The sequence below is a fragment of the Chryseobacterium sp. ERMR1:04 genome (genome assembly GCF_001297705.1).
In the GTDB taxonomy this organism is placed as follows: Bacteria; Bacteroidota; Bacteroidia; order Flavobacteriales; family Weeksellaceae; genus Chryseobacterium.
In genome coordinates this window covers 150,670-166,468 of the sequence record NZ_LIRF01000004.1, presented here as the reverse complement: position 1 = coordinate 166,468, position 15,799 = coordinate 150,670, and the positions used below count along the sequence as shown (strand labels likewise).

General features: G+C 34.8%; 15 protein-coding genes. 4 read left to right on the top strand and 11 right to left on the bottom strand.

The window, feature by feature from the left end; genetic code table 11:
• Nucleotides 1-40: 40 nt before the first annotated feature.
• The 10 genes from AMQ68_RS08185 to AMQ68_RS08140 form a co-directional block, all read right to left on the bottom strand.
• Nucleotides 41-391 carry a hypothetical protein gene (locus tag AMQ68_RS08185; RefSeq protein ID WP_054510163.1) on the bottom strand — a complete coding sequence of 117 codons (351 nt, stop codon included), beginning with the start codon at nucleotides 389-391 and terminating at the stop codon, nucleotides 41-43.
• 926 nt (nucleotides 392-1,317) lie between these two features.
• Complete coding sequence (locus AMQ68_RS08180; protein WP_082384018.1) at nucleotides 1,318-3,591, bottom strand: cation:proton antiporter; 2,274 nt, start codon at nucleotides 3,589-3,591, stop codon at nucleotides 1,318-1,320.
• A gap of 104 nt (nucleotides 3,592-3,695) precedes the next feature.
• Entirely contained in the window at nucleotides 3,696-4,085 is a 390-nt protein-coding gene (locus AMQ68_RS08175) for a hypothetical protein (RefSeq protein WP_054510568.1), read from the bottom strand.
• A gap of 110 nt (nucleotides 4,086-4,195) precedes the next feature.
• On the bottom strand, nucleotides 4,196-4,906 hold the full coding sequence (locus AMQ68_RS08170) for a LytTR family DNA-binding domain-containing protein (RefSeq protein ID WP_185113393.1): 711 nt from the start codon (nucleotides 4,904-4,906) through the stop codon (nucleotides 4,196-4,198).
• Nucleotides 4,884-5,729 (bottom strand): histidine kinase, encoded by an 846-nt coding sequence (locus AMQ68_RS08165; RefSeq protein WP_082384004.1) that lies wholly within the window; start codon nucleotides 5,727-5,729, stop codon nucleotides 4,884-4,886. Before AMQ68_RS08165 ends, AMQ68_RS08170 begins: the two co-directional genes overlap by 23 nt.
• Nucleotides 5,730-5,865: 136 nt before the next feature.
• Entirely contained in the window at nucleotides 5,866-6,237 is a 372-nt protein-coding gene (locus tag AMQ68_RS08160; RefSeq protein WP_054510159.1) for a hypothetical protein, read from the bottom strand.
• Nucleotides 6,237-7,430, bottom strand: coding sequence for an alanine dehydrogenase (locus AMQ68_RS08155; protein ID WP_054510158.1), 1,194 nt, complete (start codon nucleotides 7,428-7,430; stop codon nucleotides 6,237-6,239). Before AMQ68_RS08155 ends, AMQ68_RS08160 begins: the two co-directional genes overlap by 1 nt.
• Nucleotides 7,431-7,503: 73 nt before the next feature.
• Entirely contained in the window at nucleotides 7,504-7,911 is a 408-nt protein-coding gene (gene tsaE / locus AMQ68_RS08150; RefSeq protein WP_054510157.1) for a tRNA (adenosine(37)-N6)-threonylcarbamoyltransferase complex ATPase subunit type 1 TsaE, read from the bottom strand.
• Between the two features lie 91 nt (nucleotides 7,912-8,002).
• Nucleotides 8,003-9,154: a zinc-dependent metalloprotease gene (locus AMQ68_RS08145; RefSeq protein ID WP_054510156.1), complete on the bottom strand. Its 1,152-nt coding sequence runs from the start codon at nucleotides 9,152-9,154 to the stop codon at nucleotides 8,003-8,005.
• 171 nt (nucleotides 9,155-9,325) lie between these two features.
• A complete protein-coding gene (locus AMQ68_RS08140; protein WP_054510155.1) occupies nucleotides 9,326-9,787 on the bottom strand; it encodes a hypothetical protein in 462 nt (153 codons plus the stop codon).
• Between the two features lie 301 nt (nucleotides 9,788-10,088).
• On the opposite strand from AMQ68_RS08140, the gene dnaG reads away from it, so the two are divergent.
• From dnaG to AMQ68_RS08120, 4 genes are all read left to right on the top strand, one after another.
• On the top strand, nucleotides 10,089-12,065 hold the full coding sequence (gene dnaG / locus AMQ68_RS08135) for a DNA primase (RefSeq protein WP_054510154.1): 1,977 nt from the start codon (nucleotides 10,089-10,091) through the stop codon (nucleotides 12,063-12,065).
• Nucleotides 12,066-12,120: 55 nt separating this feature from the next.
• Nucleotides 12,121-12,810 (top strand): ATP-dependent Clp endopeptidase proteolytic subunit ClpP, encoded by a 690-nt coding sequence (clpP, locus tag AMQ68_RS08130; protein ID WP_054510153.1) that lies wholly within the window; start codon nucleotides 12,121-12,123, stop codon nucleotides 12,808-12,810.
• A 491-nt stretch (nucleotides 12,811-13,301) separates the two neighbouring features.
• Nucleotides 13,302-14,570, top strand: coding sequence for an esterase-like activity of phytase family protein (locus AMQ68_RS08125; RefSeq protein ID WP_054510152.1), 1,269 nt, complete (start codon nucleotides 13,302-13,304; stop codon nucleotides 14,568-14,570).
• Nucleotides 14,571-14,754: 184 nt separating this feature from the next.
• Nucleotides 14,755-14,976, top strand: coding sequence for a hypothetical protein (locus AMQ68_RS08120; RefSeq protein ID WP_054510151.1), 222 nt, complete (start codon nucleotides 14,755-14,757; stop codon nucleotides 14,974-14,976).
• A 58-nt stretch (nucleotides 14,977-15,034) separates the two neighbouring features.
• On the opposite strand, the gene tpiA is transcribed toward AMQ68_RS08120, so the two are convergent.
• On the bottom strand, nucleotides 15,035-15,796 hold the full coding sequence (gene tpiA, locus AMQ68_RS08115) for a triose-phosphate isomerase (protein WP_054510150.1): 762 nt from the start codon (nucleotides 15,794-15,796) through the stop codon (nucleotides 15,035-15,037).
• Between the last annotated feature and the right edge of the window lie 3 nt (nucleotides 15,797-15,799).

The following is a 15,799-nucleotide window of genomic DNA, read 5'->3' as shown; positions in this document are numbered from 1 at the left end:
TTTTGTGGGTTATCATTTCTTATAAATAATTGAATGTTGTTTATACATAATCGCCATCATCACAGGTACTTAAATTTTCTACAATATACTTAAAGCCCTCATTCAATAATTGTTCATTAACAGCAGGTTGGGCTTCATTACATTTTAAAATGTCGTTATCCATTTCGTACAGATGCATAAATGTCTCGATTAATAAGGGGTCTCCTAATTCGAGTTCTTTAATTCTGCTTACATATTCGTCTTCTAATTCTGGGTGTAAATCCATCAGATCATGATAAAGAAACCTTTTCAAGTATTTGAAATAAGGTGATTTTAGGATATCATTTCCGTCTGGGAATTGAGGATCTCTCTCGGAAAAGTCAATGGTAAATGAGTCGCTTCTAACAATCATAATTAATTTTTTTTTATTATTTGTTTCCTCTTGGGCAGAGGGTGTTTTTATAGAATGGAAATGGGGAAGTGCTAAGCTTTTATCTACTTAAAGGTAGGGAATCTATTTTAAATGATAAAAATCTATTCAGATAGAATATCCACAATAATTGATGGGTGAAAATTTTAAACCATAATTAGGATTGTTAGGATCAATACCTATTTCTCTTATGGTTTACATTTCATTCGTTAAGGGGAACAAGGATTTCCTGTCGGTCTGCTTTAAAAGTATGGGTATTGTTGTAGAGTAGATCATCACCTCCTCAGCTGTCGTGTTCCCAGAGTTTTAAATTATACTTTTTACCCACCACATTTTCTGCTTCAATAATCAGTTTGATGGCTTGTCCTGAATGTAGGTCTTCTTTTAAAAGGTTTTTAGGTTAAGCAAGAGTGATGTAGGTTTCTTAAAAACGTTCTATCATATACTTGCTCCGAAGTTGTATGTAATCTATTACCATCAAGTGTGTTATAGGATAAAATTAATGAAAAATATTTCTAATCCCTAAGTATTCGTGTTAAAATTGAAAAATTGTAGTAGAACTACGATTGGATGAAAGTGGGATTTTAGATTTTGAACCTGTTTAAACGAATTAACAATTTAACCGCAAAAGAATCAAAAGCTATCGTTGATTAATTAAGGATTGGTTATTGAGAAAGGAAAAGTCTACAAAAGAATAATATTTCGACTCCGCTCAATATGCAAAGATTTTTAAAAACTTATGTGCTCTTATTTGTAGCCTAATGCTCAACTTAAAGTCACTAATGTGTTAATCTTTTGTCACTTTTGCGGTTAAAATAAAAGTTTAAACAAGTTGTTTGAGTACTAGAGGTATAACAAAAAAACCAACTCGAAAAGTTGGTTTTAATATAGTGAAAATGCAAATCAATTTATGGATTTGAGATGATGAGGGTTGATGGAATATCCGATAACCAAAGACTTTTGGTGTCAATCAAACTTTTCCAGCTTTTGCTGCTGATTAACATGAGATCTTGAGAATCCAAAAATTCTTTCTCAATCTTCTTCTCGTTATATAAGGTGATGTGATTGGGGGCAACCTGTTCGATGCTTCTGATCAATTCTTTTACTTCAATATTACTTCTGATCTGTCCTCCTGCATCAAGAATGATGATCTGAGAATTGTTATTATTGATCAGCCTTTTCGCATATTCAAGCAAATAAAAATCACTTAAATTAAAGATGGGAACAAATACTCTTTCTGCCGATTTAAAATCTTTTTCAACCAAAACGCCAACCGGAATATTTGTTTTATCTAAGATCTGCAACGTAAAGTCGTCAAAAGGAGAGTTGTTGAAAATATTACCTTTCCCTTTTACGGTATTTAAAAGTTTTTCGGGATTAATGATTTTAGTGGTAAATCCTAATAATCTTCCCAGTAAACTTCCTTCGTACATTGATTTTCCAAGCATGATCAGAAGCAAATCATAATTTCCTTTATTGGTAATATGAGTCAGCTCATTTTCAATATCTGTGGAAGCTTTGAAAAGGGTAGTTACCTCTAATTGAAGTTCGTGTGAAGTTTCAATAACATTTTTAAACTGTTCACTTTCGTATTCATCGATTTCATAAGCATGCATTTCGTCCACGGGAGCAATATTCATGGCAGTGATGCTCTTGTTTCCGTTCATCTTATTGGTGAAGTCGTGTGCTAATTTCAACAACGTACTTCCGGATTCCGGATTGTCAAATGATAGAAGAACGCGGTATTTAGGATCATTATCATCTTGGGTTTCATCTTCGTCTTTTTTAGATTTGAAAACATAATTGATGAAATCCAGTGCCGGCCCCGTCATAAAAGTGGTAAACAAGGCCATAATAACCATCATGGCAAAGATCTCAGGACTTAAAACGCCTAAATCATATCCAATATTCAGAACAATTAATTCCATCAACCCTCTGGTATTCATTAAAGCTCCAATGGTTAAACTTTCTTTCCAATTGATTCCGAGGAATTTTGCGGCGAGCGCGCTTCCTGCAAATTTTCCTATGACCGCAGTTAGAATAATGAAACCTGCGATCATCCATAAATGACCGTCATTTAATAATCCTATTTGGGTACGAAGTCCTGTAAATACAAAGAATAATGGAAGTAAAAGAACCAATGCAACATCTTCTACTTTATCAATAAACATGGTACGGAATTTTGCATTTTCAGGCATAATAGCTCCTGCCATAAAAGCTCCAAATAAAGCATGGATTCCGATCACTTCTGTTACATATGCAGAAAGGATCAGGGTAAGGAAGAAAATGGCAACCATTGGTTTGTTGATGGTGTTTTTTCCTGCTTGCAAGTCTCCGATTCTTTTAAGGAAAGGTCTTACAATTTTGATCATTAAAAAGACATATCCAATCGCCATGATAATGACGTAGATTGAACTTGCGAAAGATCCTGCTTTTACAATAGCAATAACGGCTGCCAAAATACACCAGGCAGTAATATCATCGGCTGCAGCACAGGTAATAACAATGGTTCCTAGTTTTGTTTTTTGAAGATTTCTCTCCTGAACAATTCTTGCCAATACCGGAAATGCGGTGATACTCATGGCAATAGCGATAAATAAAGCGAAGGAGGTGAACTGAATTCCGTCCGGAGCAAATTCTTTATAGATAAAATAGGATAGCCCGATGCCTAATGCAAAAGGGATAATAATACTTGCATGGCTGATGACTACAGCATCATGAGCTTTTTTTCTTAAAACACTCAGATCCAGTTCCATTCCTACGATGTACATGAAGAGGATTAATCCTATCTGGCTCAAAAACTGTAGGTTACCTAAGGATTCTTTAGGGAAAAGGAAAGTTGAAAATTCAGGAAAATACATTCCCAAAAGTGAGGGTCCTAAAACGATACCCGCAATCATTTCTCCAATTACCGTGGGTTGTTTTATTTTCATACAAAACCATCCGAACAATCTCGCCACAAGAATAATGGTAACGATTTGTGCTAACAACAACGCCAGCGGATGATGCAGATTGGTTTTAAAAGATTCTACAAAGTTCTCCCAAGTGGAACCTGTGCTTGTTTTTACAACAATATTTTGTCCCGCTTCTAATGTTTGTCCTTCTACGATGAAGTAATACATCAGGCAGGAGAAAATGGCAATTGTAGCCACGTAAAAAATTAGATTTCTATACTTCCCCAAATTCATAATTCCAATATTTAAATGCAAAGTTGATAAGAATATAGTTATGTTAAATACTATTCTTTTTAAAATGTAATAAATGACCTCAATAATGTAATGAAAAGCTATTTGAAAGAATAGCCAAGACCAATGCCCACTTTCCACGAACCGTTTTCTGCAGCGGTTTTAGAGTTGTAATACATCGGGATTTGTAGTGCCATTTTTTTGTAAACTGCAGTGAGTCCTATTCCCAGATTGGGAGTGATCATATTGTTTTTAGTTCCAGAAGATTTGTCTTCTTTAATTCTCAATGATGGAAGCATTCCAAGGATGAATTTAACATCTTTGTGCGTTACATTTACATTCGGTCCGGTAAAGTTGATGAAGGCCCCATAATCCACATATCCGGCTACTGCAACTCCATCAAAAAAAGCAACTTTAACTTTAGCAGCTGATTCCTGAGCGAAACAACATCCGGATATGAGAATTCCACAAACATAAAAAAGTTTTTTCACAATCAAATTATTTAATCAAGCCGCAAAAGTACGCTGCCTACCTATGTTAAATAGGAGGGATGTAATGAAACGGATAAAATTTGTAATGAAATAGAAAACGTATGAAAAATCTACTTTCCAAACATTTCCAATAATGAATTTTTATAGGTGTCTCCAATCTGAAGTTTAATGAAGTTATCTCCGTCTACCAATATTGAGGTGATAATTTCGTTGGTTGAAAATACTTTGATGGAAGATAATGCAATGATCTCTTTTTTATTAACCTGTGCAAAATCTTTTGAGGGAAGCATTTCCAGAAGAGATTTAAAACTGAGGTTTTTCAGAACGATGGTTGTTCCATCGTTGAGCATGATTTCTTTATCGCGGCTATCGATTTCTGAAGTTTTAATGTAAGCAATCTGTTCGGTGAAGATAATGGTTTTCCCAATGTTGGTATTCCATTCAATAAAGTCTTTTTTTTGAGGGGCTGCAACCAATTCTTTTGCTTTTTCAAATGCTTGGATCAACCTTTCTTTTTTAATCGGTTTTCTTACATAATCTACCACATTTAAATCAAATGCTTCTGCCGCATATTCTTTATAAGCAGTTGTGAATATTATTTTTTTTGAATCTGAAATAAGTTCAGCTACCTGAATGCCTGTCATTCCCGGCATTTCAATGTCTAAAATGCAAAGATTACAATCAAGGTTGTCAATTTCGTTCAGGAAAATTTTAGGATCGTTGAATGCTTTTACCACTTCTACATTCTCAATTTGTTCACACAGAAGTTTTAAATAGCTGATCGCCAGTAATTCATCATCAAGAATAACGCACTTTATCATAGAATTCACCTAAATTAATTACCAATTCGGCTGTGAAGATACCGTTTTTTGAACTTTTAGTAAGCTGATAATAATTGTTGTAGATCATTTTTAATCTTTGATCTAAAGACTGGCTTCCAAATCCGCTTTTTTCTTTTTCCAACACATTCTTTAACGAAGCTTTATTGCTCACTTTCATGGTGAAAATCCTGTCTTCCAATTCTAATTGAATGGAAATAAAAGAATCCTGTGCTAAGAAATCGGTATGTTTAAAAGCATTCTCAATAAGATCAACCGTAATAAGAGGCGCGAAAACTTTCTCTTCAAAAATTTCATCCGATTTATCAATTTTAGATTTAATTCTAAAGTCGAAAAGTGGATTGATTTTTATTTTATTGATTTCAATTAAGCTCAAAGCAAAAGTAAGTTCTTCCTTTGGACTTACAAATTTATTGTTGCTTTCGTATAGAATATAATCAAGAACATTGGCTAGTTTATCCAATGACATATATGTTCTCTTTGGTTTTTTATGTGTTGCGTATAGAATATAATCAAGAACATTGGCTAGTTTATCCAATGACATATATGTTTGATAGGCATGGGACTGAACCGAATTTAGGATGTTTTTAAACAAATGAGGGTTCAGTTTTGTACCGATATGTTCTAACTGAACCTCGTTTAATCTTTGTTCGATCAGTTTATTGGTTTCAATCAGTTTCGTATTTTTCTGTTTGAATTTTTGATTCTGACTAAACAAATAAATCCCCACCGTTACAAAAAAGAAAATAGCAAATACTCCAATGAATATCAGGTAATCATGAATCATGTAGTAATTGCCATCCATTAGTTGTAATGTATTTTGGTTATTTTTTAACGCCTAGTATTAGTGATGTCATGCTGAGCGGAGCCGAAGCGTCTCTACATTGAATTTTAGCGCAAAGGTTACAAAGTTCTTTCGATATAATTTGCTTTAAGAAAATCTATTTCAATTTCTTCAAAGAATTCAGCGTTACAATTTCTTCACATTTTTCAAATGTAACCTCGTACGTTGGGTTTTCTTTTGGGTAAAACAACAAATAATCAGGACATGGTTTTTGTTGAGCATGACTTCTGTCAAAATCTATGGTACCATTGGTAATGATTTCGTCTTTTAAGAATTTTTCGTTGATTTTGTAGGTACTCATTTCACTTTTGAAACTGTCAGAATACTTAAAATCTTTAGAAAGAGTTTCTGCAATCACACGGCTATTGGGTAAATAACCGCTGCAGCTTGCTCCTTTTTTGTTTAATATAAAAAATACAATAATTAGTCCTGGAATAAGACCAACCATATAAAACTTAAGCTTTTTCATTAGAAAATTAAAAGATTGATATCGTGATAAGTAAGTCCGAAACGGTCGCAGATTACTTTTTTAGTATGCCTTCCTTTATACATATATAAACTCTGCTTCATTTCATTTTTGCGGGTCAGCATATTTTCAAAACCACCTTCTTCATCGTAATTTAAAATGTAAGAAAGGAAAAAGTTTGAGATTGCTTTTGTGGTTGTTCTTGGCATTTTTGAAGTCAGGTTCGGAAGTCCGCAATGGATTACACCATGTTTAATAATGTAAGGATTTTCCATGGTGGTAAGCTCAGATGTTTCAATTACTTTTCCGTTATCGATTGTGATATCGATGATTACGCTGCCTTTTTTCATTTTCATTACCATGTCTTCGGTAACGATAGGTTGCATATTTAATCTTGGAAGAGCACCAATTACTACATCTGCACGTCGTAATGCTTTGCTTAATTCCTTCGGATCAATAATGGAAGTCGGAACTCGGCTGTCAACAATGCTGTGAAGCCTTCTTAATTTTGATAACGAATTATCGAAAACTCTTACGCTGGCACCCAGACCGATGGCGGCTTTGGTTGCGAATTCGCCTACGATTCCTGCGCCCAAAATAAGAACCTCAGAAGGTCGAACTCCTGTGATTCCTCCTAACATTAATCCGTTGGATAATGCTAATAATTCAGAAGCGTATAAGATTGAAACGGTTCCTGCAATTTCACCTACCAATCGTACTAATGCCAATTGCTTATATTCATCAACGATAAATTCAAAAGCAATAGCGTTGATTTTTTTCTCTGCTAATTTTAAGAAATACGCTTTCTCCCTTAAATTAATCTGAAGCGCCGATACCAAATAGGTATTCGGTTTCATATAATCTATTTCGTCTTCTGTAGGAGGGTTTATTTTTAGAATAAGATCCTGCGTGAAAGCTTCTTTGGGATCATTTGTTATTCTTGCTCCTGATTCAGAATACTGTAAATCTGTAAAAAATGAACCTTGTCCGGCTCCTGATTCAATGATGATCTCATGGCCGTGCTCTACCAATACCTGTACGGCATCTGGTGTGATGCATGTTCTTCTTTCATGAAGACAGGTTTCTTTAGGAATACCAATACTGAATTGTTTTCCTTTTTTAATAACCTCCAACTTTTCTTCTTGCGGCATTAATTCTTCTTCAGTAAATGGAGTAAAAATATGTGTAGTACTCATTTTTTTTAAAATAAATTATGTCTTACAGATAATTATTTGATGATTGAATTTATGTGACAAAGATACATAATATTTAGTCGAATGTGATTTCTCTTTCTTCGCCTGTGTTCACAATACTCATTGTGTGGTAGTTAAGTCCATACAACTCATCTTCATACACTTCAGGCCATTCTATAATGCATAAAAAAGCATTGTCCAGATATTCTTCAATACCAATGTCATACACTTCTTCAATACTTTTTAAACGATACAGATCAAAATGAAAGATTTTCCCTTTGGGTGTATTGTATTCATTAACAATAGAATAAGTAGGAGAGTTTACTTCATCCGAGCTTCCTAAGTTTTTAAGTAAAAACTGAGTGAATGTTGTTTTTCCTGCTCCTAAATTTCCTTTTAGTAAAAGAATAGGATGTTTCATTTCAGGAATAATGTTGTTCACTATTTCCTGCCAGTCTTCGATAGTATGTATGGTATAATTCATTTTTTATGAATAGTAATTCGACCTCAAAAATAGATAAAATTTAGCATAAAAAGCGATCTTCCTGTTTTTGGAAAACCGCTTTTGGGTTGAATTATTTTTTAATTATTTTAAAAGTATTTTCTTTTTGGGTGGTTCTATTTCTTATTGTAATGAGATAGAGTCCTGCCGGTTTATCGGAAAACGGAATTTTTAAATAATTACTTGTTAGTGCTGTTTGATATATCATTAACCCAGAAGAATTAGAAATCTGAATATCGAAGTGATCATTAGATTCTGTTTCTATCGTTAGTTCATCGATGACAGGGTTGGGGTAGCCCCTGATTTTATGGTCTTGATGCTTATCTATTGCTGTCAAAAAAGGAGCTGATGATGGGATGAATCCTGATATGCTGTAAATTCCTAATGAAGAATAGCTTGTATATCCAGTGTCAGGAGTTCCTTCCCCAATGCCTGAGACTGCCACGTAATATTTTCCCGGATTTAGGGCTGTATTAATACTTATGGGAATACTAAGATTCCTGGGATCCCCGGTATAAGTACCCATTAAAGTATTCTTTTCATTGTATAGATCAACTTTTAAGAGCAGATTACTATGTCTTTCCGTTGCCTGTATATTGAGTTTTACATTTCCTCCGCTTGTTGTAAAGCTAAAGAGATCTATATCATCGGTATATCCAATAACCCCTTGGTTTTGAGAACCAGAAACCTGTTGCCCTGAAACAACAAGTGGCGTTGCTGTAGCGGATGTATTTCCATGATCATCTACTCTGTAACCAACGCCATTAGCTATGCTTGTGATGATAGCAAGATCGTCCTGATGATTTGTTCCATTGGTGTATTCTGCTTTGCTCCATTGGGTTACATTTCTGTAGTAACCTGCTCCCATAATCGGGGCCCAGTTTCCATGTCCACTATAATAGGTGTATTGGTTTTGTCCGTCGTGTCTTAAGCCTAAGGTGTGTCCAAATTCGTGAGATAAAATTTCACCTATGTATTTTCCGTAAGTGCCTGCTCCTGAAGTGAAGGCCCAGCATGGTAAATCTGAAAAGGAAGAGAAATTATTCACCAGTGCGAAACCTGCTCCTCCTGGATAAGCGGTATCGGTGGTTGTGACAACGCATCTCCTTCTTTTATTTTGCGGATAAGTATTAAAGACAGCTTCATTAGTGGTAACGTTGAGATTAAATGCACGAAAGTCTTCTGCAGTAATTTCCCAGGCTTCTAGAATTTCATCACTATTCATTCCTGAAGGAGCGGCATTGATAGGGTTTCCTGCATTCCAACCGCTACCTGCAGGAAGGTAATGCCCGTCAAAATCTAATAATAAACAACCCGCTGCTCCTGGAAGACTTTGGAGGTTAGCGATATCAATATTCTTTGTGTTCTTGCGTGAATATTTTCTCTTTTCCTGTATTTAGGAATTTGAAGGTCTGATAAAATCTGTACAAATGATGTTGTTTATATTATCTTCTTTAATAAAAGCTTCTTCATTGTTGTCAGAATAATAAGTGTATGCTTTTTTGTCTTTTAAAAAGATGAGTCTTCCTTCTAATTTTTTATCTTTTATGACAAGGCTGAAGCTTCCTGATGCTCTGCCCAATATCTCTCCTTCGAGTTGTATCTCAGAGGAAGATCTTTCTTTTAGGTAATTTACTTTTGCATGAAGTGTTTCTGAATGAGGTAAGGGTAGTTTTATTTCTGGATTGTTTTTAGATATTGTTGCTAATTGTGCTTGTATTTGTTTTAAAAACTCGTTTGTGGTTCCTAAGGAATAAGGATTTTGTGTCTCTGTAATGACTTGGGTATAATAATTAGATGTTGCAATAAAGAAAATAAATAGAAATACCCATTTTTTTAAAATTGTGTTTTTTTTCATTAGATAATAAATTGTGAATGAATTAATATTTTGTGTTTTGTTTATTTTTAAGTCATATATAAATGTTTATGTTTTTGTTTATTGTAAATTTAGTTACATATATCTTTTATATTCGTATTTTAATGATGCATAATAAAAATGACATATATGTGTATTATTAATAATATCTATAGTTGGGATTGGTTTTCTCGATAATTGTAATCTTTTTATGGGTTGCCTCTGTTTAATAATTCATAAATAATAGAGCTGTCTATTTTTAGTTTCTCGTCATAATAAAAAACTTATTCCTTATTTTTACACCATGATTTCTAAACAGACCATAGATAAAATATTCTCCACGATCAGAGTAGAAGAGATTGTGGGTGAATATGTGCAGTTGAAGAGGGCAGGGTCTAATTATAAAGGACTCAGTCCGTTCCATGAGGAAAAAACACCCAGTTTTGTAGTTTCGGCGAGTAAGCAGATTTGGAAAGATTTTTCCAGTGGGCAAGGAGGGACAGCGATCTCTTTTTTAATGGAAATCGAAAACTTTACCTATCCTGAAGCACTTCGCCACGCAGCAAAAAAATACGGGATTGAAATTGAAGAAGATCAGCGTGAATATTCAGAAGAAGCAAAAAATGCCCAGTCTGAAAGAGATGTACTCTATAAGATCCATGAAATAGCGAATGATTATTATCAAAATTTTCTTTGGGAGGTAGATGAAGGGAGATCAATTGGTTTAGCCTATTTTAAAGAGCGTGAACTAAAGGATGATATCATCAAAAAATTCCAATTGGGATATTCTCCTGAAAAGAAAAATGCTTTTACCGCTTTTGCTTTAGAGAAAGGATATGCGAAAGAAATTTTAGAGAAATCGGGACTTTCTATTTTTCCTGAAAATTCTCCTGCAGGAATCGACCGTTTCCGTGAAAGGGTAATTTTCCCCATTCATAGTTTTTCGGGCAGGGTGCTTGGTTTTGGGGCTAGAATTCTTAGAAATAATGTCAAAACAGCGAAATATCTCAACTCGCCTGAAACTGAAATTTATCATAAATCTAATGTTTTATATGGATTAAACCAAGGAAAACAGGCGATTTCGAGAAAAAACATCTGTCTTTTGGTGGAAGGATATATGGATGTGATTTCACTTCATATGTCGGGTATCGAAAATGTTGTGGCAAGTTCAGGAACTTCTTTAACGACGGAGCAAATTAAGCTTATCAAAAGATTGACGGAAAATGTAACGATTCTTTTTGATGGAGATAATGCGGGAATCAAAGCGAGTTTCCGAAGTATTGATATGTTGCTGACGGAAGGGATGAACATTCGTGTTCTTTTATTCCCGGAAGGTGATGACCCTGATTCTTTTGCCAGAAAACATCCGCAGGATTATGTTGAAAAATTCATCGAAAATGAAGCGATGGATTTTATTGATTTTAAAGCAGAAATTCTTTTAAAAGATGCCGGAAGTGATCCGATCAAGAAAGCAGACGCCATCAGGAATATCGTAAAATCGGTTTCTTTTGTACAAAATGCGCTTAAAAGAGAGGTTTATCTTAAAGAAGTATCCAATAAATTCGGATTGTCCGAGCAGAGTTTGTTTAATGAACTTGATGTTCAAAGACAGGTTACGCAAAATCAGACGCAACATGTTCAGCAACAGAAAGAGCAGAAGCCTACGAAGTTAGAAATTGTACCGAAACCTGAAAAGGAAGTAGATTCTATACAGTTTAATATTCTTCATCAGGAAAATAAACTGATTGACACGATGTTGATGTTCGGTGATGTGGTTCTGCACAGAGAAAATGACAAGAATGAAGAATATGAAGTAACGGTAATTGAGGAAATTCTTAATCATTTTGAAGAAGAACAGTATGAATTCCAGATAGAAACCAATCAAAAGATCATCAATAACATCAAAGAAGGTATTGAACATGATGAATTAAGATCAGGAAGTTTTTTTATCACGTTGATGGATGCAGATATTACCTTAAAAGTAGCAGACGCTTTGATGCACCCTAATGAATTGAGTGATTGGGCTACCCGAAATATATTTCCACCCAATATGGGAGATCACATTGCTGAAGAAGTGGAAAATAACATCTTAATTCACAAATATTATTACATTCATGTGATGATCAAGCAAACGACAGCAGATCTTGAAGAATATCGTGACACCAATCCGGAAAAGTATTTTGATGCGATCAAGAAAATCATGATGCTAAACGACTTCTCTAAGCAGATTATTGAAAAAATAGGCTGGTCGCCTGTGACAAAAAGTCCTATAAAATTTTAGGAATAATAGTTGTAATTTAAATCTCAAATAAATTTTAAATAATACGAATAGAAATATGGACATTAAAAAAGAATTCAGAGATTTCTCTGTAAAGCATTTAGGAAACAGCGGTCTTGCTACCGATCAGTATATGGGAATGTATGGTCCAACCAATCTTACACCGTACATCATGGAAGAAAGAAGAATGAACGTAGCTCAGATGGACGTTTTTTCTCGTTTGATGATGGACAGGATTATCTTCCTGGGAACAGGAATTGATGATCAGGTTGCTAATATCGTAACTGCACAGCTTTTGTTCTTGGAGAGTTCAGATCCTTCAAAAGACATCCAAATTTACATCAACTCTCCTGGAGGAAGTGTATATGCAGGATTAGGAATTTATGACACCATGCAGATCATTAAGCCTGATGTAGCAACTATCTGTACAGGTATTGCAGCTTCAATGGGAGCGGTATTATTGGTGGCAGGAGAAAAAGGTAAGCGTTCTGCGCTTAAGCATTCAAGAGTAATGATTCACCAGCCTTCAGGAGGTGCACAAGGGGTGGCTTCTGATATGGAGATCAACTTAAGAGAAATGTTGAAATTGAAAAAAGAATTATATGACATTATTTCTGAACATTCAGGTCAATCATACGAATGGGTAGAAAAAGCGTCTGACAGAGATTACTGGATGACTTCTACGGAAGCAAAAGACTTCGGAATGGTAGATGAGGTTTTACAGAGAGCAACGAAAGATAAGAAATAATTTTTCTTTGAAAAATAAAACAATGAAACGCGTCAATCTTGGCGCGTTTTTTTATTAGTTCATTGGGAGGAGCGAAGCTAGCCTGTGCTGAGCCTGTCGAAGTAAAGCAATCTCAAAATCCCTTTAATAGTACATTCTCATCACCCAAAAAGTTTGTCATTCCGGAGGAATCTAAACTCATTTTATAGAGATCGAATTATAAAAAACTTTTGTGGAGATTCTTTCAGAATGACAAAAAAATACTTACTTAATAGTGAAGTTATACTTAGAAAGAACGACAAAAATTCCCTGGTGGCTGAGGCTCTCGAAGCCACCATTCCTATAACCCTAGCCCCGATTGCAGAGAAAATCCTTTTTTGGAAAAAAAGATTGCAACGGAAAGCGGGAAACAGCTCCTAAAAAAAATAATAAACAAAATTTAAAACAGATTTATCATTCCATTCAAGATCAGTTTACATTCAGTACTTACTTTCGCTGCCATAAAAGTAACTATGAAAAAAATCCTATTACCAGTTCTTGCCTTCATGGCTTTAGCGGCTTGTAACAATAATAATGATGATAATGTAGATAATCAGGATATCAACTATTCTAAACTTCCACAGGAATTTCCGTTCACTACTTTGGCAATGGTAAATGGCATCGATGTGATCAATGGAGGTTTTGGCTCTGGAGCTACAGCACATCCTACAAGAAAAGGAGAATTCTATGTCATTACAGACCGAGGCCCGAATACAGCTTATTTAAGTGGAGTGAAATTTCTGGTTCCTAATTTTACGCCAACGATTATGCATTTTAAGATCAATGCACAAGGAAATATTGAAGTGATTAAATACATCAAACTTAAAAATCCTTCAGGACAGCCTATTTCAGGTCGTCCAAATCCTGTTGGAATGGGAAGTACAGGGGAAACGGCGTATGATGTTGCCGGAAATGTATTGCCAACGGATAATTATGGGTTGGATAGTGAAAGTATTGTCGCTGCGGCAGATGGCACATTCTGGGTTTCGGATGAATACGGCCCTCACATTGTGCATTATAACGCAGATGGAGTAGAGTTGGAAAGAATAAGCCCAATCGGAGTCAATACCGGACCAAGAAAGTTACCGGCAGTCTTAGCCAAAAGAAGACCGAATAGAGGGATGGAAGGGATGTGTATGACACCGGACGGGAAAATGTTGGTGGGCACCATGCAATCTACAATGTATGTTCCTAATAAAACTTTAGCGACGAATACTACATTAACGAGAATTGTAACTTTTGATCTTGCAACAGGGCAAACGAAACAATATTTATATAAACAAAATGGAGGGGGGTCAGATTCTGTTTGTGATATTACAGCAATCAGTAACACCGAATTTTTAGTGATTGAAAGGGATGGAAACTTCGGTTCACAAGGCGGAACTAAAAAGGTATACAGAATAAACTTAACAGGTGCTTCAGATGTGAGCGGATCTGATCTTACAGCGGTTGACGGGTTGAAAATTAATAATAAAACGCTTGAGCAATCTACTTGGGATGAGATAAACACGGCAGGATTAAAACCTGTTTCCAAAACGTTGGCTGTTGATTTGGTCGCTAAGATAGGTTATGAACATGATAAGTTTGAAGGAATTGTTTATTTAGGAAATAACAAACTGGCAGTTTTCAATGATGATGATTTCGGTGTTACAGACGATGGAAATGGAAACCCAAAAGCGAAAATTCTTCCTAAAACAGGGAAGGTAGACAAAGGAACAATGTATGTAGTCGATATTCAGTAATTTTCAATTTTACCACATGAAAAAGTCTCTCAATTTTGAGAGACTTTTTGTTCTTTATAATAGCTATATTTGTTAGTGTATAAAATGGGTTGAAGATCAATTTTACATAGAATTTGTAGTTTTTAAATCTGAAAATAAAGATTCTTCGTATATCATTTTTTAACATTAAACTAATAGACTGACTATGTCGTTATCCAAAAATGATTTCTTAGATCTTATTGCGATTGAGATTGAACAATTTTATGGAATAACAATTCCAGACTATACTGAAGAAGAAAAGATGAATTATATACTTTTTACATCTTTTTTCGGAATTTTCAAAAAAGAACTTTACGTTTATTTTCTAGCTGGAAAAGCGGTTAATTACCAGGTTTACTATTTTATTTTTAACGTTAAAATATTCTAACCATATCCAAAAAAAACCACCAAATATGGTGGTTTTCAATATTTTTTTTATTCTATTATTATGAATTAAATCCTTCAATAATCTTAGAAAAATCTTCTAATTTCAAAGCAGCTCCACCAATCAAACCACCGTCAATATCAGGTTGAGAGAAAATCTCTTTGGCGTTGTCTGGTTTTACAGAACCTCCGTAAAGGATAGAAACTTCGTCAGCAACTTCCTTTCCGTATTTTGCAGCGATGATGCTTCTGATATGAGCGTGGATTTCCTGAGCTTGTTCAGGGCTTGCCGTTTCTCCGGTTCCGATTGCCCAAACAGGTTCGTAAGCAATTACTACTTTTTTAATTTCTTCTGCAGAAAGCGTGAAAAGAGCAACTTCAGTTTGGTTTTTTACCACTTCAAAATGTTGACCCGCTTTTCTTTGCTCCAATGTTTCTCCGTTACAGTAAATAGGAATTAAACCTTTGTCTAAAGCTAATTTTACTTTTACGTTACAGTGAGAATCTGTTTCTCCGTGATATTGTCTTCTTTCAGAGTGTCCGATTAAAGAACCTGTTGCATCAATTGATTCCAACATGTCAGCAGAGATTTCTCCTGTATAAGCGCCACTTACATGCTCGCTCATATCCTGAGAAAATACACCGATCTCATTTTTTTCGAAGATGTCTTTTGCCATCATTAAGTATAAAGATGGAGGTGCAATCCAAACTTCGCAGTTGGTTTTGTGGTTGTTTTTATAACTTAATAACTGAACCATCAATTGTTGAGCTTCAATTATGTTTTTGTTCATTTTCCAGTTTCCTGCAACTATTTTTCTTCTCATATT